Annotated in this window: 20 protein-coding genes; 6 read left to right on the forward strand and 14 right to left on the reverse strand. The window is 66.8% G+C overall.

Annotated features, from left to right (window positions below; all coding sequences use genetic code 11):
• Positions 1–17: 17 nt before the first annotated feature.
• Together MLE27_RS04370 and MLE27_RS04375 are read right to left on the reverse strand one after the other, a co-directional pair.
• Entirely contained in the window at positions 18–1,277 is a 1,260-nt protein-coding gene (locus MLE27_RS04370) for an HD-GYP domain-containing protein (protein ID WP_243310665.1), read from the reverse strand.
• A 196-nt stretch (positions 1,278–1,473) separates the two neighbouring features.
• Positions 1,474–2,274 (reverse strand): MogA/MoaB family molybdenum cofactor biosynthesis protein, encoded by an 801-nt coding sequence (locus tag MLE27_RS04375; RefSeq protein ID WP_243310666.1) that lies wholly within the window; start codon positions 2,272–2,274, stop codon positions 1,474–1,476.
• 81 nt (positions 2,275–2,355) lie between these two features.
• Between MLE27_RS04375 and rfbA the strand changes: the two genes are divergently transcribed.
• Together rfbA and argJ are read left to right on the forward strand one after the other, a co-directional pair.
• Positions 2,356–3,237 (forward strand): glucose-1-phosphate thymidylyltransferase RfbA, encoded by an 882-nt coding sequence (gene rfbA, locus MLE27_RS04380; RefSeq protein ID WP_243310667.1) that lies wholly within the window; start codon positions 2,356–2,358, stop codon positions 3,235–3,237.
• A gap of 3 nt (positions 3,238–3,240) precedes the next feature.
• The gene (argJ, locus tag MLE27_RS04385) at positions 3,241–4,434 is read left to right on the forward strand and encodes a bifunctional glutamate N-acetyltransferase/amino-acid acetyltransferase ArgJ (protein ID WP_243310668.1); all 1,194 of its coding nucleotides are present in this window, start codon (positions 3,241–3,243) and stop codon (positions 4,432–4,434) included.
• A 59-nt stretch (positions 4,435–4,493) separates the two neighbouring features.
• Here the strand turns inward: argJ and MLE27_RS04390 are convergent, their stop codons facing one another.
• The 3 genes from MLE27_RS04390 to MLE27_RS04400 all read right to left on the reverse strand — a co-directional run bounded on the left by MLE27_RS04390 (position 4,494) and on the right by MLE27_RS04400 (position 7,366).
• Positions 4,494–5,126, reverse strand: a complete 633-nt coding sequence (locus tag MLE27_RS04390) for a TIGR04282 family arsenosugar biosynthesis glycosyltransferase (RefSeq protein WP_243310669.1) — start codon at positions 5,124–5,126, stop codon at positions 4,494–4,496.
• A gap of 588 nt (positions 5,127–5,714) precedes the next feature.
• Positions 5,715–6,656: an arsenosugar biosynthesis radical SAM (seleno)protein ArsS gene (gene arsS / locus MLE27_RS04395; protein WP_243310670.1), complete on the reverse strand. Its 942-nt coding sequence runs from the start codon at positions 6,654–6,656 to the stop codon at positions 5,715–5,717.
• Entirely contained in the window at positions 6,653–7,366 is a 714-nt protein-coding gene (locus MLE27_RS04400; RefSeq protein ID WP_243310671.1) for a TIGR04283 family arsenosugar biosynthesis glycosyltransferase, read from the reverse strand. The genes arsS and MLE27_RS04400 overlap by 4 nt, the downstream gene beginning before the upstream one ends.
• A 104-nt stretch (positions 7,367–7,470) precedes the next feature.
• Between MLE27_RS04400 and MLE27_RS04405 the strand changes: the two genes are divergently transcribed.
• Together MLE27_RS04405 and MLE27_RS04410 are read left to right on the forward strand one after the other, a co-directional pair.
• Complete coding sequence (locus MLE27_RS04405) at positions 7,471–8,169, forward strand: type 1 glutamine amidotransferase (RefSeq protein ID WP_243310672.1); 699 nt, start codon at positions 7,471–7,473, stop codon at positions 8,167–8,169.
• A 378-nt stretch (positions 8,170–8,547) separates the two neighbouring features.
• A complete protein-coding gene (locus MLE27_RS04410; protein ID WP_243310673.1) occupies positions 8,548–9,078 on the forward strand; it encodes a pyridoxamine 5'-phosphate oxidase family protein in 531 nt (176 codons plus the stop codon).
• 56 nt (positions 9,079–9,134) lie between these two features.
• On the opposite strand, the gene rlmD is transcribed toward MLE27_RS04410, so the two are convergent.
• On the reverse strand, positions 9,135–10,454 hold the full coding sequence (gene rlmD, locus MLE27_RS04415; protein WP_243310674.1) for a 23S rRNA (uracil(1939)-C(5))-methyltransferase RlmD: 1,320 nt from the start codon (positions 10,452–10,454) through the stop codon (positions 9,135–9,137).
• A gap of 119 nt (positions 10,455–10,573) precedes the next feature.
• Here rlmD and MLE27_RS04420 point away from each other — a divergent pair, with 119 nt between their 5' ends.
• A complete protein-coding gene (locus MLE27_RS04420; protein ID WP_243310675.1) occupies positions 10,574–11,608 on the forward strand; it encodes an SPOR domain-containing protein in 1,035 nt (344 codons plus the stop codon).
• 36 nt (positions 11,609–11,644) lie between these two features.
• Here the strand turns inward: MLE27_RS04420 and MLE27_RS04425 are convergent, their stop codons facing one another.
• The 4 genes from MLE27_RS04425 to MLE27_RS04440 form a co-directional block, all read right to left on the reverse strand.
• Positions 11,645–13,375 (reverse strand): acyltransferase family protein, encoded by a 1,731-nt coding sequence (locus MLE27_RS04425; RefSeq protein WP_243310676.1) that lies wholly within the window; start codon positions 13,373–13,375, stop codon positions 11,645–11,647.
• A 204-nt stretch (positions 13,376–13,579) separates the two neighbouring features.
• Positions 13,580–16,093, reverse strand: coding sequence for a preprotein translocase subunit SecA (secA, locus tag MLE27_RS04430; RefSeq protein ID WP_243310677.1), 2,514 nt, complete (start codon positions 16,091–16,093; stop codon positions 13,580–13,582).
• A gap of 80 nt (positions 16,094–16,173) precedes the next feature.
• A complete protein-coding gene (locus MLE27_RS04435; RefSeq protein ID WP_243310678.1) occupies positions 16,174–17,346 on the reverse strand; it encodes a (Fe-S)-binding protein in 1,173 nt (390 codons plus the stop codon).
• Positions 17,347–18,726, reverse strand: a complete 1,380-nt coding sequence (locus MLE27_RS04440; RefSeq protein ID WP_243310679.1) for an FAD-binding oxidoreductase — start codon at positions 18,724–18,726, stop codon at positions 17,347–17,349.
• Positions 18,727–18,976: 250 nt separating this feature from the next.
• Here MLE27_RS04440 and MLE27_RS04445 point away from each other — a divergent pair, with 250 nt between their 5' ends.
• Positions 18,977–19,633 carry a methyltransferase family protein gene (locus MLE27_RS04445; protein WP_243310680.1) on the forward strand — a complete coding sequence of 219 codons (657 nt, stop codon included), beginning with the start codon at positions 18,977–18,979 and terminating at the stop codon, positions 19,631–19,633.
• Positions 19,634–19,639: 6 nt separating this feature from the next.
• On the opposite strand, the gene smpB is transcribed toward MLE27_RS04445, so the two are convergent.
• The 4 genes from smpB to MLE27_RS04465 are packed head-to-tail and all read right to left on the reverse strand — an operon-like array spanning position 19,640 to position 22,988.
• Positions 19,640–20,110 (reverse strand): SsrA-binding protein SmpB, encoded by a 471-nt coding sequence (gene smpB / locus MLE27_RS04450; protein WP_243310681.1) that lies wholly within the window; start codon positions 20,108–20,110, stop codon positions 19,640–19,642.
• Complete coding sequence (gene ptsP, locus MLE27_RS04455) at positions 20,107–21,894, reverse strand: phosphoenolpyruvate--protein phosphotransferase (protein ID WP_243310682.1); 1,788 nt, start codon at positions 21,892–21,894, stop codon at positions 20,107–20,109. Before ptsP ends, smpB begins: the two co-directional genes overlap by 4 nt.
• A gap of 9 nt (positions 21,895–21,903) precedes the next feature.
• Positions 21,904–22,212, reverse strand: coding sequence for an HPr family phosphocarrier protein (locus MLE27_RS04460; RefSeq protein WP_243310683.1), 309 nt, complete (start codon positions 22,210–22,212; stop codon positions 21,904–21,906).
• 26 nt (positions 22,213–22,238) lie between these two features.
• Positions 22,239–22,988 carry a PTS system mannose/fructose/sorbose family transporter subunit IID gene (locus tag MLE27_RS04465; protein WP_243310684.1) on the reverse strand — a complete coding sequence of 250 codons (750 nt, stop codon included), beginning with the start codon at positions 22,986–22,988 and terminating at the stop codon, positions 22,239–22,241.
• Positions 22,989–23,101: the final 113 nt, after the last annotated feature.

The following is a 23,101-nucleotide window of genomic DNA, read 5'->3' on the forward strand; positions in this document are numbered from 1 at the left end:
GGAGCAGTCTAGCGGGTTCAGGCGTGGGGGGCAATACCCGCCGCGAAACGTTCAAAGTCCCTCAATGCCTGGGACTGGGCCTCCAGGCGCAGGCCGTCGAAGTCGCGTCCGCGCCCGATCAGGGCTGAGGTGACGCTGTGGTCCAGGGCTCCCTCCGCGCAGGAGTTGCCGATGATGGTGGTGATCTGGCCCAGGTCCATACCCTTGCGGTAGGGCCGGTCCTCGGCGAGGGCGGTGAAGATGTCGGCCACGGCCAGCACGCGGGAGGCCAGGTCGATCTGCGAGGCGCCCACCCTGCCGGGGTAGCCCTTGCCGTCGAGGCGTTCGTGGTGCTGGCCCACCCAACGGGCCACGTCCGAGAGCCCGGGCACGCCCGAGAGGGCGTTGAAGCCGTGCTCGGCGTGCTGGCGCATGGTCGCCATTTCGCCGGTATCCAGCGCCCCGGGTTTGAGGATGATCTCCGCGGGCACGGCGAGCTTGCCCAGGTCGTGCAGCTGGCCGGCGATCTCGAGCTGCTCCAGATCCTCCTGGGACATTCCCAGCTCCTTGCCGAGCGCCACGGCGATGGCCGTGACCCCGCGCGAGTGCGTGGCGGTGAACCGGCAGCGGAAGTCGATGATCTGGCTGAAGACCCGCGACAGCGCGGAAACCTCGCCGAAGCTGAGCACGGGGTTGCACTCCGGGGCGATGCCCCATCGGGCGCATTTCGCCGGGCGCTCGGCCATCTCCTCCCAGAATTCGGGGCTTGCGGCCAGGTCCTCGAAGGCGTCCACCCATTCGGGATTGAACATCTTGTTCTTGCCGGAGCGGATGCGCTCGACGACGCCGTCGGGGTCCAGGGGTTGGTCAGGGGAGCGGGGCAGCAGGGTGTCCACCCGGTCCACCAAATAGACCAGGTTGCCCAGCGCCTTGCCGGGGCCGGGGGGGCCGTAGCTGGTGCGCATCCAGGCCCAGGGGGTGTGGTGGGCCTGCACCATCTCCGCCGCGGCCTGGAAGCCGGGGTAGCAGCGCAGCAGGCGGAAGCCCGTTTCTGGGTGGGAGGTGTCGTTGGAGTCGAAGGAGAGGGCGTCCAGCCTGTCCTTGAGGGCGAAGGCGCCCACGTCGTGGAGCATACCTGCAAGACCCAGGTCGGCGATCTGCTGGTTCTCGAGCCCGGCGGCGCGGCCCAGCCTGGCGGCCAGGGCGCCCACCCGGCAGTGATGGCCCACCACGGCGGGGCTGATGAGGTCAAGGGAACCCGAAAGACACTCTGCGAGATCGAACAACCTGATGGTCACGACGTACTCCTGAAACGACCGGTTCAAAAATAAAAGAGTACGGACCGTCTTGCAAGGGGGGACGGGGCTTAAAATCCCGATTTGGTATGAATTGTTTCGTCGGCACCTATCAATGGATCGGGGAGCCGGGCCAAAACGCCGGCCCCCTTCCATCAGGCCCTCGGCCCAGGCACGGAGCGGTTTCAGCGAGCCCGGCTCAGGCCTGGCCGCAGTCGCCGGGGTCGCCGTGTGATTTCTCAAGGGCGTGCTGCATGGCCGGGAGCACGGCGGCCAGGGTCTCGCGCACGCCCTTGGGGGAGCCGGGCAGGTTCACGATCAGGCTGTTGCCGAGGAAGCCCGCCACCGCCCGGGAGATCACCGCGCGCGGCGTGGCCTTGAGCCCGGCCAGGTGCATGGCCGTCTCGAAGCCGGGCAGCCGTTTCTCGAGGACGGCCAGCGTGGCTTCGGGGGTGATGTCGCGCGGGGCCACGCCCGTGCCGCCTGTGGTGACGATGATGTCGAAGCGCTGGGTCAGGGCGAGGTCCATGAGCATGGCTTTGAGCTTGTCCGTGTCGTCGGGCAGGATGTGCCCCTGGATGCAGGAGAGTTCAAGCTCGGCCGCCACCATGTCCCCGATGAGGGGGCCGGAGCTGTCCTGGCGCAGGCCCGCCGCGCCCTTGTCCGAGAGGGTCACCCAGGCCAGGCTGTAGCCGCCAGTCCAGGCGGCGAAGGTGGCCGCGCCCGTGGGCAGGTAGACCTCGTCCAGGGCGTCGGCCAGGAGCACGTCCAGGGCCGGGGCCGCCCCGCCCTGGGGCCAGCGCATGCGGCCAGCCACCTGGAACAGCGGCGTGGAGCGCTGCCTGCCCAGATACGCGCCAACGCCCAGCTCCGGCAGGGCTCCCACCACGGTGAGCAGGGGGGATGCTCCGCCCGCCTCCGCGCCGGAGGCCATGAGCACGCGTTGCCCGGGTTGGATGGTCGTGTCCTGGGCCACGGCGAGCAGCACGGAGTCGGTCATACGCGAAACCACCTTGACTGTTGCAATTTTGGAGGGCATGGGCCACAAAACCTGATTGAAACTCCACTTCCGAGGAAGCGCATGAAAGGCATCATCCTGGCCGGCGGCTCCGGCACGAGACTCTATCCCATCACCAGAGTGGTCAGCAAGCAGCTCCTGCCGGTGTACGACAAGCCCATGATCTACTACCCGTTGTCCGTGCTCATGCTGGCGGGCATCCGGGACATCATGATCATCTCCACCCCGCACGACCTGCCCCGCTTCGAGGAGATGCTCGGCGACGGCTCCTGGCTGGGCCTCAATTTCCATTACAAGGTGCAGCCCAAGCCCGAGGGCCTGGCCCAGGCCTTCGTGCTGGCCGAGGACTTCATCGGCAAGGACAAGGTATGCCTCGTGCTCGGCGACAACATCTTCTACGGCCAGGGCATGGCCAGCGTGCTGCAGCGCTGCGCCCAGCTCGACAGCGGCGGCGTGGTCTTCGGCTACAAGGTGCGCGACCCCGAGCGCTACGGCGTGGTGGAGTTCGACGAGGCCCACAACGTCATCTCCATCGAGGAGAAACCGAAGCAGCCCAAGAGCAAGTTCGCCGTCACCGGCTTGTACTTCTACGACAACCAGGTGGTGGAGATCGCCCGCAACCTCAAGCCCTCCCCGCGCGGCGAGCTCGAGATCACGGACGTCAACAACGAGTACCTCAAGCGCAAGCAGCTCAAGGTGGAGTTCCTGGGCCGCGGCTTCGCCTGGCTGGATACGGGCACCCACGAGTCCCTGCATCAGGCCGCCGGGTTCGTGCAGGCCATCCAGGACCGTCAGGGCCTCAAGGTCTCCTGCCTGGAGGAGATCGCCTTCCGCATGGGCTACATCACCGACGCCGACCTGGAGCACCTCGCCCAGGACATGCTCAAGAACTCCTACGGCCAGTACCTCATGGACGTGGTCCGCGAAGCCAGAGGGGAGGGTTGAACCATGACCAAAGCCGTTCCCGTTCCCAAGGGATATTCCTTCGCCGCCCATGATTCGGGCTTCCGCTACCAGGGGCGCGACGACGTGGCCCTCATCGTTTCCGACCGCCCCGCCGCCGGCGCGGGCGTGTTCACCAAGAACCTGTTCCAGGCCGCGCCCGTCACCGTGGCGCGCCAGAACCTGCAAAGCGGCGAGACCATCCGGGCCTTCCTGGCCAACGCCGGGCAGGCCAACGCCTGCACCGGGGCCCAGGGCATCGCCAACTGCAAGGAGACCCTGGACCTGGTGGCCGAGCGCCTGGGCCTGGAGCCGGAGGACATCCTCCCCGCCTCCACGGGCGTCATCGGCCCGCAGCTGAAGATGGACATCTGGCGCGCCCAGGTTCCCGCCCTGGCGGGCAAGCTGGGCCAGTGCTCGCCCATCCAGGCGGCCAAGGCCATCATGACCACCGACGCCTTCCCCAAGATGGCCTGGGGCTCCGTGGAGTACGACGGCGGCGAGGTCCGCCTGTTCGGCATGGCCAAGGGCGCGGGCATGATCTGCCCCAACATGGGCACCATGCTCTGCTTCATCGTCTGCGACGCCCAGGTGGACACCGAGCGCTGGCAGGAGATGCTGGCCTCCGCCGTGGACGCCAGCTTCAACGCCGTCACCGTGGACGGCGACACCTCCACCAACGACTGCGTGCTGGCCATGGCCAACGGTGCCTCGGGCGTGCGGGTGCAGACCGAAGGCGAACTCGCCGCGCTCTCCGAAGCGTTGCGCGAAGTCTGCCAGGCCCTGGCCTACATGGTGGTGGAGGACGCCGAGGGCGGCACGCGCATCATCCGCGTGCACGTCACCGGCGCGGAGGACAACATGCAGGCCGAGACCTGCGCCCGCGCCGTGGGGCACTCGCCCCTGGTCAAGACCGCCATGTTCGGCCGCGACGCCAACTGGGGCCGCATCGTGGCGGCGGTTGGCCGCAGCGGAGCGGACTTCGACCCGGAGAATGTGACCGTGGCCATCGGCGGCATCCCGGTGTTCGCCGAGGGCCAGCCAGTGGAGGGCGACCTGGACGCCCTGCTGGCCCCGCACATGCGGCGGACCGAGGTGGCCGTGGATATCGACCTGGGCGCCGGGGACGGCGAATACCTGCTCCTGGCTGCGGACCTGGGCTACGAGTACGTGAAGATCAACGGGGACTACCGCTCATAGCGGAGAGAACCGGAACCGAGACGAATAAGGCCCGGGCGCGTGAGCGCCCGGGCCTTTTTTCATTCACGGGGCAGGGATTGCGCGATGGCAAGCGTCCGCCTCCCCGCCCCCTCCGGCGGCTCCCGCAGCAGCGCCTCCAGGTCCTCCACAGTGTCCAGGTCCGCCAGCGGGGGCAGTTGGGCTGGTTCCAGCGGCGTAAGCACCCGCTTGGTGGCCTCGAACACCTCCGGCGTGCTCCAGGGGATGTTATCGAACGCCACGGGCAGGTAACGCGCGGCCTTAAAGCCCACGGTCCAGTAGCCGCCGTCGGGGCTTGGCCCGATGAGCGCCGGTTCCGAGCGCAACAGGCGGCAGAGTTGCGACGCCCTGCGCGCCGTGAGACCGGGCAGGTCCGACCCCAGGGCCGCGGCCGACGCATAGCCTTGCGCGAAGGCCCAGGCGAAGGCGTTGTGCAGGCGCCGGCCCAGATCCGTCCCTTCCTGCGGGATCACCCGTGAGAGCGACGGCAGCCAGCGGCGGACCTCCTCCAGGGCGTCCGCCGGGTCCACGAAGCCGATGACATCCGCGCCGCAGCCGTGCAGCGCCTCCAGCATGTCCTCCACGCAGGCGCGGTACAGGGCCAGCGCGGCTTCGTCCCCCAGATGGGCGGCCAGGCGGGTCTTCACGCAACCTAAACGCGGGGCGCGCAGCATGAAGATGATGCAGAGAGGAGAAGAGGGAGAGGAAGTCAGAAGATGCCTCCGGCGGCCAAAGGAACTTCGTTCCTTTGGAATCCTGTATTGCTTCGCGTTCACGGCGCGAGCGTGTCGCAGGATAGAGAAACGCTGGAATGTATCAAGTCCTGACCGGGCCGAGAGGATGCGGGCTTTGCCTTCAGTCAGCGGGCCGCAGATATTTGCCCCGAGTCAGCGCATCCAATCCTTCGGCAAGCTATCAAAGCGCAGCTTTTCCGGTCGGCCAAGCCCAGACACGCCGCGCGCCTGTCGCCGGTGCGGCACGGCCCGGGCTGTCTTGCGCTGGCGCTTGCGCCAGAGGGCCGAAGGCCAGGCAGCTTGGACAGCCCGGCCGGGCCGCACCGGCGACAGGCGTGGTACAACCCGATTTCTTGCCCGATTTCTTGCCCGATTTCTTGCCCGTTGCTCTTGCCCGGCAGCTTGGGCAGCCCGGCCGGGCCGCACCGGCGACAGGCGTGGTACAACCCAATTATGTGCCCACTGCTCCGGCCAAGCTGTTTGGCCAGCCCCGGGGCGCACCGGCCAGGTGCGCCTCGTCAACGAGTGTTAAGCCAACGCGCCCTTGCAGCTCGACCCTGCCCCGGCGGTGCAGCCCAGGCAGTGCGGCCCCGTGACCACCACGCGTCCGGCCAGGGCGTCCCTGTCGAAAGCGTCGATGTGGTCCGGCGCGCCGTGGTTTATCCGCAGCCCCAGGGCCTGGTTGAAGTCGCAATCGTACAGCGCCCCGTCCCAGCCCACGTTCACCTGGCTGCGGCACATCAGCCCGCCAAGCGTGTCCGGGTTGAACTTCTCGCGCAGCAGGCTCCAATAATCCTTGTCCTGCCCCTTGCTCTCCAACTCCTCCAGGTAGCGGCCCAGGGGCATGTTGGTGATTGTCCGCAGGTTGGAGAACGCCACCCCGTGCAGGCTGAGCGCCTTGCGGTAGTCGCCCTCCAGGGCTTTTTCATCCGGCGGCAGGTAAGGGCCGAGGGGATGGTTGAAGACCAGATCCAGGGCCGGGCCGCCCGGCTGGGCGTAGCCCAGGGCGTTGAGTCTGCGCATGGCCTCGATCACCCTGGAGTGCACGCCCGCGCCGCGCATGGGGTCCACGTTTTCGGCCAGATAGCAGGGCAGGGAGGCCACCAGGCCAATGCCCAGCCCGGCGTACAGCTCATAGTAGTGCTCGAAGCCGGGCTCCGTGAGGATGGCCAGGTTGGTGCGCACCTGCACGGCGAGCCCGGCCCCGCGCAGGGTGCGCAGGAAGCCGGGCAAGCCGGGATTCAGCTCCGGGGAGCCGCCCGTGACGTCCACCAGCGCGGGGCGGACCTCCAGCGCGGCCCGGGCCACCTTGTCCAGGGTGGCCTCGTCCATCACCTCGGTGCGGTGCGGCCCGGCCTCCAGGTGGCAGTGCGTGCAGGCCAGGTTGCACTTGAGGCCCACGTTCACCTGGAGCACGTCCAGGCCCGAGGCCTGAAGCTCGCCCCCGGCCAGTTGTTCGAAAGCGTTCATGAATTCTCCTTCAACGGCCCAGCGGCCCGGTGCAGCGGCGCGAGCCTCTCCGGCGGCACGCCCAGCATATATAATAGGATGATATACCAGTTCAGAAAAGTCCTGCGCCAGATGCCCTCGGCCTCCCAGCGCCTGGACGAGGCCAGGGTGCGCCCCTTGGCGAAGCCGATGCGCAGGCCCGCCCGCCGGGCGCGGACCATGATGTCCACATCCTCCAGGATGGGCATGTCCGCGAAGCCGCCCAGCGCGTCGAAGGCGGCGCGGGTGAAGAATTGGGCCTGGTCGCCGTAGGGGGCCAGGGTCAGCCGGGAGCGCAGGCTGGCCATCCAGGCGATGAGCCGCAGGGACCACTTGTCCGAGCGGATGCCCAGGTCGAAGGCTCCGGCCTGGCGGCTTCCATCGGCCAGCAACTCGTCCATGGCCTCGAAGGCCCCGCCCGGCAGGGCGCAGTCCGCGTGCAGAAAGACCAGCACCTCGCCCACGGCGTGGCGCGCGGCGGCGTTCATCTGCCTGGCCCGTCCGCGCGGCGCGGGCACTGCCAGCACGCCGGGGCGCTCCAATGCGGCCAGGGTGGTGCGCTGCGGGTGGCCGTCCGCCACGAGGATCTCCACGCGCCGCCCGTAGCCCACAGTGCGGATGTGGTCCACCAGGGCGTTGATGCGCTCCTCTTCCCCCAGCACGGGAACGATGACCGAATACGAAAGGGACATGGCTCACGCTGCATAACAGGCCCTGAGCCTTCCCGCAAACGTTGGCTTGGTTGCCTCTTGACGTATTTGCGAAAGCGGTCCAACTCCCTGCCGAGGAGTCTCATATGCTGATCAGAACGTTCGAGCACGAGCCCTTCGAGGGCCCGGCCAACATAGAGGCCTGGGCCGCCAAGCGCGGCCACACCATGGTGAGGACCTTCCTGCACGCCGGGGACGCCCTGCCCCAGGCGCCCGACTACGACATGCTGGTGGTCATGGGCGGCGGCATGAGCGTGCACGACGAGCTTCAGTTCCCCTGGATGCGCGAGGAGAAGGAGTGCCTCAAGCAGGCCGTTGCCAGGGGCCGCAGCGTGCTGGGCGTGTGCCTGGGCGCGCAGATGCTCTCCGAGGCGCTCGGCGGGTTCGTGACTCCAGGCCTTCACCGGGAGATCGGCTGGCACCCCGTGCGGCTGACGCCCTGGGCCGCGGGGAGCCCCGCCTTCGCCGGGCTGCCCAAAAGTTTCATGGGCTTCCACTGGCACGGGGAGACGTTCTCAATCCCGCGCGGGGCCACGTTGCTGGCCGAGAGCGACGCCTGCGCGCATCAGGCCTTCGCCGTGGGGGCCAAGCTGGTGGGGGTGCAGTTCCACTTCGAGACCACGCTTGCGAGCATGGAGCAGTTTCTGGCCGGAGCCGGGGACGACCTGGGCCAGGGCGGCTATGTGCAGACCGCGGAACAGATGCGTGAAGGCGCTGCGCTGCACATGGCCGCGCTGGAGGCGATGCTGTTCAGGCTGCTGGACAACATGGCCCGGGAGATTTGAGGGGAGTTCGGATTTGTTTGGGTTGTAGTCTCTCCGGGAGCGCCCTCCGGCGCGGGACAGGACGATATATTTGAAGAATATCGCCCTGTCCCGGCCCGGAGGGCGCTCCCGGAGAGACAGCCCGTCGCAGCGCGGAATATTTGCGACGATAAACCGTGTATCCCTCCGTGCAACGCGAAGCCGGAAGGGAGTCCAGAGGGCCGAAGGTCCTTTGGCCGCCGGAGGCATCCGGGCGATCCCGTCTCAGCGCGGGAGTGTGGCGGCAAAGAGCCGTAGCGGTCGCCGTGAACGCGAAGCCGAGAGGGAGTCCAGAGGGCCGAAGGCCCTTTGGCCGCCGGAGGCCATCTTCAACCATTTAACGTCCAACAGGAGTCGTCAGTGCGCAAGGCGGAACGCGAGATCAAGGATTTCAAGCTGGTGGAGGCGCTCCTGCAGCGCGCCGAGTACGTCCATATGGCCCTGTGGGACGGCGCCAGCCCCTACGTGATCCCCGTGAGCTTCGGCTACAAGGACCGGGTGCTCTACTTCCACAGCGCGCTCAAAGGCCGCAAGGCCGAGTGCCTGCGCACCTGCGACCGGGTGAGCTTCGACGCGGTGCTGGAGTACGAGCTGTGCCGCCAGTTGAAGTCCTGCGGGTACACGGCGCACTTCAAGTCCGTGGTGGGCGTGGGCCGGGCCAGCCTCATCGAGGACAAGGACGCCAAGCGCGCCGCGCTGGACATCATCATGTCGCACTACGACGGCCCCACGGGCCACTACCCCGACGAGGTGCTGGACGTGACCGCGGTGGTCCGGGTGGACATCGAGGAGCTGACGGGCAAGTCCAACCCGCCCTGGCAGGGCGACGAGGCGCTGGAAGTGGTGGAAACTGTGGGCGGCGAGGGCGAGCGCCTGTCCTCAGCGGACTAGACCGGTTAAAGTTGAGTTTCAACGCCCCGCGACGCGCGTCGCGGGGCGTTTTCGTTTTAGATGCCTTCCAGCTCGGCCACGCACTCCACGTGCGGGGTGTGGGGGAAGAGGTCCACGGGGGTGACTCGGCGCACGGCGTACTTTTCGGCCAGCCGGGCCAGGTCGCGGGCCAGGGTGGAGGGGTTGCAGGAGACGTAGACCATCCGCTTGGCGGCCGAGGCCAGGAGCGTGTCCACGGTCTCGGGGTGCAGGCCGGAGCGGGGCGGGTCCAGCACGATGACGTCCGGGGCGGCCTGTTCGCGGGCCAGGGAGTCCTTGAGGTCGCCGGGCACGAAGGCGCAGTTGAGCAGGTTGTTGGCCGAGGCGTTCTCCCGGGCGTCCTCCACGGCTTCGTCGTTGACCTCGAACCCGGTGACGGCCCGGGCCTTGCGGGCCATGTACAGGGAGAGGCCCCCCGCGCCGCTGTAGAGGTCCCACACGGTCTCCTGCCCGGTGAGGCGCGCGGCCTCCACGGCCTTGGCGTAGAGCAGGGCGGCGGCGCCGGTGTTGGTCTGGAAGAAGGCCTCGGCGCTCACGCCGAAGCGCAGTCCGTCCATCTCCTCCTCAAGGAAGCCGTCGCCCAGGGTCCAGGCGCGGCTCTCGGGGATGGCGTAGTCGCCCCGGTCGCGGCGGATGCCCAGCACCACGCCGGTGAGCTCGTCCGGGAAGCGGTCCATGAGCTCCTTGCCCAGGCCCTGCAGCTTGCCCACGGGGGAGCGCGGCCCCACGATGATCATGGCCAGCCACTTGCCCGAGCTTTCGGAGCGGCGAAGCACCAGGTGCCGCCAGACGCCCGTGCCGGTCTTGAAGTAGAAGGGCGGCAGGGTGGTGCGGGCGGCCAGCTCGCGCACGGCCGCCAGGATGCGCATGGCGGTCTCGGGCATGAGGAAGCACTGGGTGACCTCCTCCACGCGGCCCGGCTCGAAGCGGCGGCGCAGGCCGATGCGCGGTCCGGGGGCGAAGGAGAACTCCATCTTGTTGCGGTAGCGGCGCTCCAGCGGCGAGGCGATGACGGGCTCGACCTCGATCTCGATGCGGCCCAGGCGGCGCAGCTGCTCCTGGACGATCTCGCGCTTCCAGGCCAGCTGGGCCTCGTAGGAGGCGTCCTGCCAGGTGCAGCCGCCGCAGACGCCGAAGTGCGGGCAGAAGGGCTGCACGGCGTGGGGAGAGGGTTCGATCACGCGGGTGGCCACGGCGTGCAGGCAGCTCTTTTCGGTCTTGACCACGCGGGCTTCAACAAGGGAGCCGGGGAGGCCGCCTTCGACGAACACGACGCGCCCGTCCTGGCGGGCCAGGCCGGCCCCGCCGAACGCCGGACGCTCGATACGGATTTCCATGGTTTCTGTCATGCGCAGAGCATGCACACGGAATGGGCGTCTGGCAAGGGCCGGAGAGGCAAACCAGAGTCTTGCGGGCGGGAAGAGTTGGATGTATGGCGGCCCCGGGAGGAACCGCGATGAAACCTATTTTGGCCGCGCTGCTGCTGGCCCTCACGGCTCTGCCCGCCCTGGCCCAGGAGTGGCAGGTGCGCGGCATCTGCGACATGCGCCGAAACCCCGGCCCCGGGCGCGGGGGGGAGTGCGTCCAACTGGCCACGGAGGTGCTCATGCTCCTGCCGGACAAGGCCGGGCCGGACAACTACGCCGTCATCGCGGACCTCGCCGACAATTTCGAGAAGTCCTCCGTCACCTGGGATGCTCCCTGCCCGGACCCAAAGCACTGCCCCGAAGCCGCCTACACCATCCGCTACACCTCTGTTTCAAAGAAAGTGCTGAAGCTGGCCAAAGACCAGATTTACACCGCCTTCGTCTGCCGGGAGAACCTCTCGGATGCGGCGCCGGACGAGGCCGCCTGCAGGCTCAAGCTGCTCAAGGTGGTGCGCGAGCTGGTGAACAGGGCCCGCAAGGAGGGGGCGCTGCTGGCCCTCATCAAGTGCGGCGGGCAGGAGAGCGAGGCCATCCGGCCGGACGGCGCGGGCGCGCGCGGCTACGAGCTGATGTACGCCTTCGTGCAGTTGCCGGACCTGCTGCCCATCGCCGGGGACGACCCCAAGTCCGCGGCCAGACAGGCCATGAACCAACTGGTGGAGCCGGATAAGGGACAGGCCAAGGCTGCGGTGCAGCCCGTATCCAAGCCCACGCCGGCGGGCCAGGGAGTGAAGGCGGCGCCCGCTTCCGCACCGGCTTCCGCCAGCGGCGCCGCGGCAGGCGCGGCCACGGGGTCCGCCGGATCGGCCGGGTTCACCACGATAGGCACCGTGACGGCCGGGCCGGGCGAGATCGTGCTGCAGGTGGCCTCGCTGCCCAACCTGGTGCAGGCCGAAACCCTGGCGGACCGGCTCTCCCGGGCGGGCATCGAGTCAGGGTTCGAGCACGCCGAGGTCAACGGCCGGGAAGTGTACCGGGTGCTGGCCAAGGGCAGGGGTGCCCCCGAAGCGTTCCGCCAGAGGCTGGCGGAGATGGGTTTCCCCGGGGCGATCCAGAGAAGATAGACCTGCCGGGCCGCGTTCGCGGCCGGTTCATGCCCGCTACGGCCCGTCCGCGTTCGCGGCAAGACGCCGGGCATCCCTCCCCTCGTCCACGACAGTCATGATGGAAAAAGACCTGTAGGCCACGGTCAGGAGCCTTGGATCGTCCGGGGCGAATTTCATGTTGCGCCCGTTCCATTCCGAATACTGCACCTCGATGATGTTCAGTCCCTGTTCACCATCGAACTCGAAAGAATGGTCCTGGGCGCACATGGTACAGTCTTTCCCGGGCGGATTATAAACGCTCGCCTGCAAACCGTTGACGACGTATCTGATGGAAAGCCCGGGAATGGGGCTTTCGAATGATGCCAACATTCGCAATTTTGTCCGTTGCTGCAAGTTGACGCAAATGACACTAGTGGGGCCGATGCCCCATAAGAATGGTGTCTTGTTGCGGCCGTCCAGCTCTACAACTCCAAATCCAGCTGTTTTGTATCCTGGCTCCGCCCGTTGTTCTTTGAACAGGTCGATGACCGTTCTGGAATACATTCTGTCGGTAATCGCATGGAAATTTATGGCGAGCAGGGCCACGGCGACAACGAGCGGGGCAATGGCGAAGGTGCGCGCCCATACGGGAGAACGGAACATTGCGGTGATTTCCGCGACGGCCGCCGCCATCAATTCCTTCGAGGGTCTTACCGTCCAATTTCCCTGCCGTATGGCCCTCCTGACTTGCTCCACGGGTTCCTGAATGAAATGGTTGAGGGCAATGGATAGGATGATCGACAGCAGTACGGAGACAACGCCGTATGCATTATGTTGCTGGAGTATTTTTGCGATTGGAAATTGCACGATTATGTTGGCTACCAACATGTGGCAAATGTAGATGGGGTAGGAGAGTTCCCCGATGGCCCTGTCAAACACCAAGTTTTTTGAATGGCGGAATGCGAACGGAAGCGAGATTATGAATATGGTCAAATAGGCAGAGTACAAGGTCTGTCTGCCAACAGGGAGGGTGCAGAGCCAGAGGGTCGCTGCGATCAGGAGTATGGAGCAGAATTTTGAAATTGTGTCCAGCAGCGCGCTCTCCTTTGTCAGGTATGCCCTATAGAACCTGTAGAGCAGGCCGCCTGTGACGAAGAAGATGAGTTCCGAAGGAAAGAAACGTTGGTCCCAGACGTCGCCGTGCAACCCCGACCAGGAGACCGCCGCCCGGGCGAGCAGCGATAGTGCGGCTATGGCGGCCAGGGTCGCGACGCCCTTTCTCGCGAACAGCGGCACGATCAGGTAGAAGGAATATTCAAGGCCCAAACTCCACCCCTGCGGGACCATTAGAAAATTGGCCGCCAGGGGGGCCGGCAGGTCGGGTGAGAAGAAAAGCCTGCCTGTGTCCGGGGCGATGCTGAGAAACAGCCCGACGTCAATGAAAAGCGCAGTGAGGTTAGAAACAGCGAGATAGAGTTTGGTTACAATGTCGAATTTGGTCCACTGTGAAACCTCCGCTGCCATGACGATGCCGTATTTCGAATAGATGACGGCGCTGGCCAGGGCGACAGTGAAGTAGATCGGCAGAAGCCTCAGAAATCTGTTGAGGTAGAACGAACCCGGGGTCGAGTATCCTCCCTCAAGGATCATGAACATGTAAAAGCCCGAGATGATGAAGAAGGCTTCCACCGCCAGCCCGCCGTCGACACCGTTGATTCCCGGAATGCCCTGTGTATGGCTGATAACCACACATATGGCCAATATCGATCTGAGGAGGCCAAGCCCGAACGGAAAGGTGCGTGACATGCGCGGTGATCTCATGTGGCGAAGGGTATTGGTGCTCTTGTGATGCCTTCAAAAAACTGCCGGTTTTGACCGCGCCGGGCGTGCGAGGCCCTCCGTCGGGGATGCGGTCAGCTAGCCGAGCCCGGCCGAAACTGTCAACGGGTGCGAAAAAACGCGGCCGTTTCCGGCCGCGTTTTCATTTGCTGACTGGCGAGTTCGAGAACCCTATCCCTTGGCCCCGCAGCACTTCTTGTACTTCTTGCCGCTGCCGCAGGGGCAGGGGTCGTTGCGGCCGACCTTGGGCGCGGCGCGCTTCTTGGGCTGGGGCTTCTTCTCGGTGCCGTCGTCCGCGCCGGAGTAGTTGACGTCCGCCGGGACCTCGCGGTGGGTGAACTCCTCCTCGCGCAGCTCCGCCTTGATCTGCAGGCGGGAGAGCTGCTTCACGGTGGACTCCGCGATCATGTCGAGCATGCCCCGGAACAGCTCGAAGCCCTCGCGCTTGTACTCCTGCTTGGGGTCCTTCTGGCCGTAGCCGCGCAGGCCGATGCCGTCGCGCAGGTGGTCCATGTTGAGCAGGTGCTCCTTCCAGTGCCGGTCCAACGCCTCAAGCAGGAAGTAGCGCAGGATCTCGGTGTACTGCTCCGGCGCGACGGCCTGCAGGGCCTCGAAGCGGCCCATGATGGCCTTGCGCAGCTCTTCCTGGGTGGGGAAGCCCTGGGCCACGTCCACGCGCAGGGCGAAGGTCTCCTCCAGGCGGGCGGCGGCGATCTCGATGGATTCGGGGTCCGGGCCCTGCTTGGAGAGGGTCAGGGGCTGGTAGATGTCGTCGAGCAGGTCGTCCACGAACTCCTCCAGGGACTCCTGGGGGGAGACGGCCTCCATGTAGTGGCGGCGGCGGGAGTAGATGACCTCGCGCTGCTGGTTCATGACGTTGTCGAAGTCCAGTAGCTGCTTGCGCACCTCGAAGTTGTGGCCTTCCACGCGCTTCTGGGCGTTCTCGATGGCCTTGGAGACCATGCGGTTCTCGATGGCCTCGCCTTCCTCCATGCCCAGGCGCTCCATGATGCCCTTGAGCCTGTCGGAGCCGAAGAGGCGCATGAGGTCGTCGTCCAGGGCCAGGTAGAAGCGGGATTCGCCCGGGTCGCCCTGGCGGCCGGAGCGGCCGCGCAACTGGTTGTCGATGCGCCGCGACTCGTGGCGCTCCGTGCCCAGGATGAACAGGCCGCCCAGGTCCGTGACGCCCTCGCCCAGCTTGATGTCCGTGCCGCGGCCGGCCATGTTGGTGGCGATGGTCACGCGGCCCTTCTGGCCGGCCTCGGCCACGATCTGGGCCTCGCGCTCGTGCTGCTTGGCGTTGAGCACCTCGTGGGGCACCCCGGCCTTCTTGAGCATCTGCGAGAGCATCTCCGACTTCTCGATGGAGATGGTGCCCACCAGCACGGGCTGGCCCTTGGCGTGGAGGGCCTTCACGTCCTGCACGATGGCGTCGTACTTCTCTTTCTGGGTCTTGTAGATCATGTCGGCGTGGTCCTTGCGCACCATGGGGCGGTGCGTGGGGATCACGGACACGGTGAGGTTGTAGATCTGCCGGAACTCGACCGCTTCGGTGTCGGCCGTGCCGGTCATGCCGGAGAGCTTCTTGTACATGCGGAAGTAGTTCTGGAAGGTGATGGAGGCGAGCGTCTGGTTCTCGCTCTCCACCGTGACGCCCTCCTTGGCCTCCAGGGACTGGTGCAGGCCGTCGGAGTAGCGGCGGCCGGGCATCAGGCGGCCGGTGAACTCGTCCACGATGACCACCTGGCCTTCCTTGACGATGTAGTCCACGTCGCGGGCGTAGAGGTGGTGGGCGCGCAGGCCCTGGAGCACGTGGTGCTGCAGCGAGATGTTGGCCGGGTCGTAGAGGTTGTCGACCTTGAAGATGTCTTCGCAGCGGGCCACGCCCTCGTCGGTGAGCATGATGGTCTTGGCCTTCTCGTCCACGGTGAAGTGCTCGTCGCGCTTGAGCATGGGGATGAGCGCGCTCACGCGGGAGTACAGGGCGGTGGACTCCTCGGCCGGGCCCGAGATGATGAGCGGGGTGCGCGCCTCGTCGATGAGGATGGAGTCCACCTCGTCCACGATGGCGAAGTTGAGTTCGCGCTGGACCAGCTGCTCCTTGTAGAACTTCATGTTGTCGCGCAGGTAGTCGAAGCCGAACTCGTTGTTGGTGCCGTAGGTGATGTCGGCGCCGTAGGCGGCCTGGCGCTCCTCGTCGGTGAGGCCGTGCACGATGGTGCCCACGGTGAGGCCCAGGTAGTTGTAGATGTGGCCCATCCAGGCGGCGTCGCGCTTGGCCAGGTAGTCGTTGACGGTGATGAGGTGCACGCCCTTGCCGGAGATGGCGTTGAGCACGGCGGGCAGGGTGGCCACCAGGGTCTTGCCTTCACCGGTCTTCATTTCGGCGATGCGGCCCTGGTGCAGAACCATGCCGCCCACCAGCTGCACGTCGAAGTGGCGCATGTCCAGCGTGCGCTTGCCCGCCTCGCGCACCATGGCGAACACCTCGGGGAGCATCTCGTCCAGGGGCGTGCCGTTCGCGGCCTCCTGCTTGAGCTCGGCGATGCGCGCGACCATCTGCTCCTGCGTGAGGGCCTGCATCTGGGGCTCCATGGCGTTGATCTTGTCCACGGTGCGGGCCAGACCCTTGAGGTAGCGTTCGTTGCTGGAACCCACGATCATCTTGATGATGCTTGAAAACATGCTGTCTCCTTACTGACGTCGGGGGCGCGCGGTGCGCGCCGGGCGGGGGCCTGGGCCCCCTCGGGCGGTATGGGCCCGTTCTAGGAAATGATCTCCAGCCAGTGTCCCACGCCGATTCCGGCCGGGGCTCCGGCCCGCAGTTGGATCACGCAGCCCGCGCAGCCGGAGAGCATCAGCTCCCCCTGCTCGGGCGCGTAGAATTCGAGGCAGCGCTTGGCCACCTGGTCGGACAGCTCGGGGGCGGAGAGCTTGAGCGATCCGCCGAAGCCGCAGCAGAGGTTCTTCTTGCCGCGCGTGGAGAGCCTCTTGCCCAGGAGCCCGCTCAGGAACTTCTGGTCCTGCCCGGCGCCCGCGCCGTGGCAGGGCGCGTGGTAGTGCACCTTGTCCGGGGCGTTGTCCCGCACTTCGTACACGGCCTTGCCCGCCAGGGAGGAGAGCGGGGTCAGCGCGTGGACCCAGCGCTCGCGCTCGCCCAGCTCCCAGCCGAGCTCCGCGTCGGCGTAGCCCTTGAGGCCGCATCGGCAGGTGGCGCAGAAGACCACGATCTCGGGGCGCCCAGCATCGCGCCAGGCCTGCACGTTCTTGAGCTGCATCTGGCGCTGCGGCTCCTTGAGCCCGGCGTGGCCCAGGGTGCAGGCGCAGCAGGTGAAGCCGGGGTTGGGCAGCAGGTCGAAGCCCATGCCGCGCAGCATCTTCCCGGCCGTCTCGTTCCACTGCGGGCGCACGTGGCTGGCCACGCAGCCGGGGAACACTACGGCCTTGCGCCCCCGGCCGCAAGCCTCGAAAGAAACGGCCTTGACCCACGGCTCGGCGGCCTTTCCGGCGTCCAGGGCCTTGAGGCCCGAGAGCATGGATTCCAGCCTGCCGTAGCGGAAATGCGGGGCGAAGCGCGAGAGCGTGGCCATCATGGGCCAGAGCACCTTGGCCTGGCCCACCCACAGGCCCCAGAGCACGGAGCGGATGTTGGGGTTGGCGGCGCGCATCTCCGTCACCAGCCTGGGGGCGCAGAGCTTGTTGGGGCAGGCCTTCTCGCACTTGCCGCAGCTCAGGCACTTGCCGGTGAGACGCAGGGCGGCCTTGGCCGCGATGTCGTGGTCGGGGTCGTCCAGGGCGGTGTTCAGGGCGAACTTGGCGCGGGGGCTCAGTTCCTCTTTTCCGGTGGCGGCGAAAAGGGGGCAGACTTCCAGGCAGCGCCCGCAGAAGACGCACTTGGGCTCGCGCGGGGCCTGGGAGGCGGTGGTGTCGGTGCTCATTTAGTATCCCTTGCCCGGGTTCATGATCCCCAGGGGGTCCAGGGCGGCCTTGACCGCGTGCATGGCGGCCAGGGCGTCGGGGCCGACCTTGCGGGCGATCCAGCCCATCTTGGAGAGGCCCACGCCGTGCTCGCCGGTGATGGTGCCGCCCAGCGACAGCGTCAGCTCCAGCACCTGGGCCTTGGCGTCCTTGATGCGCCTGCTCTCGTCCTGATCGGAGGCGTCGAACACGTAGTTGACGTGGATGTTGCCGTCGCCCAGGTGGCCGTAGGTGATGATCTTCACGTTCAGGTTCCTGGCGATCTCGCTGATGCGCTTCACCGTTTCGCCCACGCGGCCGCGCGGCACGGCGATGTCGTCGGAGCTCTTGTCCGGCCCGTAGACGAACACGGCCTGGTTCACCTGGCGGCGGTGGCTCCAGAGGGCGTCCTCCTCTTCGGGGGTGCTGGCCTGCTCCAGCAGGGAGGGCGCGTTGGGCTCCACGGCTCGGCGCACGCGCTCCAGGTCGTGCTTGAGGGCCTCGCGCGAGCCGTCGATGGAGATGAGCAGCGCGGCCTTCGATCCCTCCGGCCAGGGCACGGAGCCGAGGCGGCCCAGGGCCCAGAGCACGTCGCCGGACATGAACTCCATGGCAGTGGGCAGGATGCCCGCCCGGAACACGTCGCGCATGGCGGCCAGGGCCTGGTCGTCGTTGGGGAACACGGCCAGCAGCGTCGCCTGGGATTCGGGCAGGGGCAGAAGTTTGAGCGTGGCCTCGGTGATGAGGCCCAGGGTGCCTTCGGAGCCCACGAACAGGCGGGCCAGGTCCAGCCCGGCAACGTCCTTGTGGCAGCGCGAGCCCAGGCGCAGCACCGTGCCGCCGGGCATCACCGCCTCCACGCCAAGGACCCAGTCCCGGGTGCAGCCGTACTTCACGGCGCGCAGGCCGCCCGCGTTCATGGCGATGTTGCCCGCGATGGAGGAGAACTGGGCGCTGGCCGGGTCCGGCGCGTAGAGCAGGCCCTTGGCCTTGGCGGCCTCCTGCAGTTCGCCGGTGACCACGCCTGGCTGGCACACGGCCACGAAGTCGTCGCCGTCGATATCCAGGATTTTGGCCATGCGCGCCGTGCTGACCACGATGCCCGGGGTGGTGGGCACGCAGCCGCCGACAACGTTGGTGGCCCTGCCGCGCGCGTAGATGGGCACGCGCCACTCCTGCGCGAGGCGCAGCAGCTCGGAGCACTGTTCGGTATTTTCGGGGCGCACCACGGCCAGGGGCTGGGCGAACTTGCGGCTGGCGTCCTTGCCGAAGGTGAGGGTCTCCTCCTGGCCGAGGATCAGGGCGTCGCCTGGGAATACGGCCTGCAGCGAGCGCAGGAGCGAATGGGGCAGGGTGGACATGCTCGGTGGGCCTGTAATCTCTTGTGGATGTTGGGAATTTGTCCGGGAACGGCTGGGGAGGGCGCGCGCCTGGAGCGGCCCCCGGGCGGCCGCCGTATTTTTTCAGGATCACTTACATCAGAAATCCCGCTAGTCAAGGCCGCAGGAGCCCGAAAAGCGTGGCTGGCCCTTGCCGCAAACGCCTTGCGGGGGTATCGGGAAGGTTGGCCCGGGAGGGCCGGAACCGGAGTCCGGCGAGGGGGAGGGTGTTATGAAGCCTTTCGTGCGATTCGTGCTCATCATCGTGCTCACGGGAGCCTATTTCTGGCTGGCCGTGCTGGGTTGGGGCGGGGCCGGGGCGTTCTTCGCGCAACCGGCCATGTGGGCGCTGGCGGCGGTCACGATGTCGCTGGCCGTGGCCTCCTGCTTCGCGGGCGGCAACGTGAGCCCGGGCGTGAAGGAGGACAAGGGCAACCGCTGGGTGCTCTGGGCCTTCATGGTGCTCGGGCTGCTGGACGGCTACCTGCCCGCGCTCACGGACAGGCTGGATGTGCTGACCCTGGGCGGCGACGGCGTGCGCTGGCTCGGCCTGGCGCTGTACTGCGCGGGCGGGGCGCTGCGGCTCTGGCCGGTGTTCGTGCTGGGGGACCGCTTCAGCGGGCTGGTGGCCATCCAGCCAGGGCACAGGCTGATGACGGGAGGGATTTACAGGGTGATCCGCAACCCCAGCTACCTGGGGCTGCTGTTGAACACTCTGGGCTGGGGGCTGGCGTTCCGCTCAGGCGTTGGCGTGATGATATCGGCGCTGATCGCGGTCCCGCTGCTGGCCAGAATCAAGGCCGAGGAAAGGCTGCTGGCCGAGACCTTCGGCGAGGAGTACGAGGCGTACCGCAAGCGGACGTGGCGGCTGGTGCCGGGGGTGTATTGAGCGGGGCTAAAACCTATCCATCTCCCTCGCCGCCTCTCTATCCAAATCCCTTTCCTTCAGCGCATCTCTCCTGTCGTGCACGTTCTTGCCGCGCGCCAGCGAGATCTCCAGCTTCACCCGTCCGTGCTTCAGATACAGCTTCACGGGCACCACGGTGAGGCCCTTCTGCTCCACCTTGGCTTTCCAGGCTCTGATCTCATGCGTGTGCAGCAGGAGCTTCCGCTCCCGCTCGGGGTCGTGCTGGGCGTAGCCCGCGTTTTCATAAGGGCTGATGTGCACGCCGCACAGGTAGGCCTCGAACGACGAGGTGAACTTCACGTAGCCGTCCTTGAAGTTGACCTTGCCCGCGCGCAGGCTTTTGACTTCCGACCCGGTGAGGGCCAGGCCCGCCTCCATGGAGCCAAGCAGCTCGTAGAAGTGGCGGGCTTTCTTGTTGATGGCGATGATCTTGACGGCTTCGCCGGATTTGGCGCTCACTGCGATGGGCCCTCCTCGGAATCCAGCAGGGAGAAGAAGAACGACAGCTGGTCCGGGAATTTCTGGAAGATGGTTTCGCGCACAAGCTGGTTGGTGCGGGCCACGGTGGGGCTTTCAAGCACCTGCTTGAGCAGGTTCTTGCAGTCGTCCATGGTGGTCTGGCGCACGATGTGCTTGATGCCGGGGATGGTCTGGGGGTTGAGGCTCACGGCGTCGATCTGCATCCCCATGAGGATGGGCATGCAGAACGGGTCGGAGGCCATCTCGCCGCAGAGGTTGCATTCGATGCCGGCCTGGTGGGCGGCGTCCACCACGTGCTTGATGGAGCGCACCACGGCCGGGTGCAGGGGCTGGTACAGGTAGGAAACGTGCCTGTTGGTGCGGTCGATGCCCAGGGTGTACTGGATGAGGTCGTTGGTGCCGATGGAGAAGAAGTCCACCTCGCGGGCCAGGGTCTCTGCGGTCATCACGGCGGAGGGCAGCTCCACCATGATGCCCACGGGCATGTCCGGGTCGTAGGGCAGGCCCTGGCTGCGCAGCTCCTGCTGGCACTGGCGCAAAAGCGTCATGGACTGGCGCAGCTCCTTGAGGCCGGAGATCATGGGGAACATCATGGAGATGTTGCCCACCACCGAGGCCCGCAGGATGGCCCGCAACTGGGTGCGGAACAGCTCCTTGTTGCGCAGGCAGAAGCGCACGGCGCGCAGGCCCATGGCCGGGTTCTGCTCCTCCAGGCGGCCGAAGTGGGCCATGAACTTGTCCGCACCAAGGTCCAGGGTGCGCAGCGTCACCCGCTGGGGCGAGAGGATGTCCGCCAGGTCGCGGTAATGCTCGAAAAGTTCGTCCTCCGTGGGCAGGGCGGTGCGGTTGAGGTAGGTGTACTCCGTGCGGAACAGGCCGATGCCGTCCCCGCCGTTATCGATGACCTGGGCCACCTCCTCGTAGAGCTCTATGTTGGCCTTCACCTTGATGCGGTAGCCGTCCAGCGTCTCTCCGGGCAGGTGGCAGTTGCGGATGATGGCCCCCCGGTAGGACTCGAACTGGTATTTGAGGTCGCCGTAGCGGGCCAGCTCCTCCTCGTCGGGCTCCACGATCACCTGGCCCTTGAGGCCGTCCACCACCACCAGGTGGCCGTCCTGCACGGCGGCCTCCATGCCGCCCACGCCCACCACGGCCGGGATGCCCAGGGACTTGGCCAAAATGCCCGCGTGGGAGGTCTTGCCGCCCTGCACGGTGGCGAAGCCCATGATCTTGTCCACCTGGAGCTCCACCGTGTCGGCCGGGGTCAGGTCGTTGGCCATGAGCACGGCGCGGCTGCCCAGGGTCTTGAAGTCGACCTTCTGGCCCATGAGCTTGCCGCGCACGCGGTCGGCCACGAGGCGCACGTCCTGCAGGCGCTCGCGGAAATAGGGGTCGTCCAGGGCGTTGAAGGCCTCCTCCAGGTCGGCCACGGCCTTCTCCAGGGCCCATTCGGCGTTGATGCGCAGGCCCGTGAGGTGCGTAAGCGCCGAGCCCATGAGCTTGGGGTCGCTCATGATCATCAGGTGGGAGTCGATGATCAGGGCGTGGTCCTTGAGTTCGGCGGGCACGCGCTCGCGGATGGCCGCCAGCTCGCGCTTGGCCTGCTCGAAGGCGTCGCGCAGGCGCTGGGCCTCCGGCTCGACCTGCTCGCCCGGCAGGGCCAGACGGGGCACCTGCCCGAACTGGGAGCGGTTGAGGAAGAAGGCCTTGCCGATGGCGATGCCTGCGGAGATTGGTATGCCCGTGAGGGTGGCGAGGGCCATGGGGGCGCCTTATTGTTGGAAGCGTTTCTTGAACATGTCCGCCAGGCAGTCCAGGGCCTCCCGGGCGTCGTCGCCTTTGGCGCGCAGCTCCAGGTTGGCCCCGTGCCGGGCGGCGAGGGTGAGGATGTCCAGGATGGACTTGGCGTCCACCTGCTGGCCGCCCTGGATGATGGAGATGTCCGCGGAGAACTTCTGCGCCTCCTGCGCCAGACGGGCCGCCGGGCGGGCGTGAAGGCCCTGCTCGTTGAGCACGCAGACGATGCGCACGTAACCGTCCGTGGAGGCGTCGGATTCGGGAAGAGATTGTGTGTCGGACATGTTGTTCACCGGTTAAAACCAATCCATTATAAACGAATCCACAAAAAAAACAAACCCGCGGCTATTCCCGCCCCCACGAGAATCTCCCGGTTTATCCTCAGCCGTCCGGCCCCGTAGGCCAGGCCCAGCACCATGAGCACGCCGCTCGTCCAGGCCATGGGGTCGGTCTCCCTGGGCCAGACGATGGCCCAGAGCAGCACCAAGAGCGCCCCGTTGAGCACCTTGAGCCGCCGGGCCCAGTTCACCAGGTCCCAGCCCTTGATGCGCGTGAGCGCGGCGAAGCCGTGGCGGTAGCCCATGATGAAGGTCGCCAGTTTGAAGGCGTTGAGCGCCGTGAACAGCGCCAGGGCCAGCAGAAAAGCCCCCACGGGCTGGCCCGAGGCCAGCAGGCAGGCGGTGGAGAGCGCCCAGAAGCCGATCAGGCTGCTGCCGAAGAACGAGTCGCCCACGGCCGAGAGCGTGAAGACCACGGTGCTCTTCACCTGCTCCAGCATGGCCTCGGGAAACTGCTTGCGCGCGATGCGCGACTCCAGGGCCAGGAACACCCCCACCAGGAACGGCGTCCAGAAGGGGTGGGTGTTGTAGAGGCTGGTGTAGCGCTTCCAGGCGTGGCGCAGCTCCACGGGGTCGGGGTAGATGGCGTTGAGCCCGGGCTCCATGGCCAGGGCGAGGCCGACCGTCTGGAGCCCGCGCGTGTTGAAGGCCGCCCCGACGAAGTAGGTGCGCAAGAAGGTTCGGATGAGCAACGACGCGTTGAGCGTGCCTGGGGTAGCCATAGTGTGCGTCCGGCGGAAGCTCGCGGGCCTCCGTCCCGTCGTTTGTGGCAAATGCCGAGGGAAATGACAAGCACGGCCAGCGGGCTTGCCCTGCACGATGTACCGGCCTATAG

The organism is Fundidesulfovibrio agrisoli, from assembly GCF_022808715.1.
GTDB classification, from domain to species: Bacteria; Desulfobacterota; Desulfovibrionia; order Desulfovibrionales; family Desulfovibrionaceae; genus Fundidesulfovibrio; species Fundidesulfovibrio agrisoli.

What these genes read in the sequence shown, in the direction of transcription:
- MLE27_RS04375 (WP_243310666.1), bottom strand. Translation starts at nt 2,274, where the DNA reads ATGACCGACTCCGTGCTGCTCGCCGTGGCCCAGGACACGACCATCCAA.
- rfbA (WP_243310667.1), top strand. Translation starts at nt 2,356, where the DNA reads ATGAAAGGCATCATCCTGGCCGGCGGCTCCGGCACGAGACTCTATCCC.
- argJ (WP_243310668.1), top strand. Translation starts at nt 3,241, where the DNA reads ATGACCAAAGCCGTTCCCGTTCCCAAGGGATATTCCTTCGCCGCCCAT.
- MLE27_RS04390 (WP_243310669.1), bottom strand. Translation starts at nt 5,126, where the DNA reads ATGCTGCGCGCCCCGCGTTTAGGTTGCGTGAAGACCCGCCTGGCCGCC.
- arsS (WP_243310670.1), bottom strand. Translation starts at nt 6,656, where the DNA reads ATGAACGCTTTCGAACAACTGGCCGGGGGCGAGCTTCAGGCCTCGGGC.
- MLE27_RS04400 (WP_243310671.1), bottom strand. Translation starts at nt 7,366, where the DNA reads ATGTCCCTTTCGTATTCGGTCATCGTTCCCGTGCTGGGGGAAGAGGAG.
- MLE27_RS04405 (WP_243310672.1), top strand. Translation starts at nt 7,471, where the DNA reads ATGCTGATCAGAACGTTCGAGCACGAGCCCTTCGAGGGCCCGGCCAAC.
- rlmD (WP_243310674.1), bottom strand. Translation starts at nt 10,454, where the DNA reads ATGGAAATCCGTATCGAGCGTCCGGCGTTCGGCGGGGCCGGCCTGGCC.
- MLE27_RS04420 (WP_243310675.1), top strand. Translation starts at nt 10,574, where the DNA reads ATGAAACCTATTTTGGCCGCGCTGCTGCTGGCCCTCACGGCTCTGCCC.
- MLE27_RS04425 (WP_243310676.1), bottom strand. Translation starts at nt 13,375, where the DNA reads ATGTCACGCACCTTTCCGTTCGGGCTTGGCCTCCTCAGATCGATATTG.
- secA (WP_243310677.1), bottom strand. Translation starts at nt 16,093, where the DNA reads ATGTTTTCAAGCATCATCAAGATGATCGTGGGTTCCAGCAACGAACGC.
- MLE27_RS04435 (WP_243310678.1), bottom strand. Translation starts at nt 17,346, where the DNA reads ATGAGCACCGACACCACCGCCTCCCAGGCCCCGCGCGAGCCCAAGTGC.
- MLE27_RS04440 (WP_243310679.1), bottom strand. Translation starts at nt 18,726, where the DNA reads ATGTCCACCCTGCCCCATTCGCTCCTGCGCTCGCTGCAGGCCGTATTC.
- MLE27_RS04445 (WP_243310680.1), top strand. Translation starts at nt 18,977, where the DNA reads ATGAAGCCTTTCGTGCGATTCGTGCTCATCATCGTGCTCACGGGAGCC.
- ptsP (WP_243310682.1), bottom strand. Translation starts at nt 21,894, where the DNA reads ATGGCCCTCGCCACCCTCACGGGCATACCAATCTCCGCAGGCATCGCC.
- MLE27_RS04460 (WP_243310683.1), bottom strand. Translation starts at nt 22,212, where the DNA reads ATGTCCGACACACAATCTCTTCCCGAATCCGACGCCTCCACGGACGGT.
- MLE27_RS04465 (WP_243310684.1), bottom strand. Translation starts at nt 22,988, where the DNA reads ATGGCTACCCCAGGCACGCTCAACGCGTCGTTGCTCATCCGAACCTTC.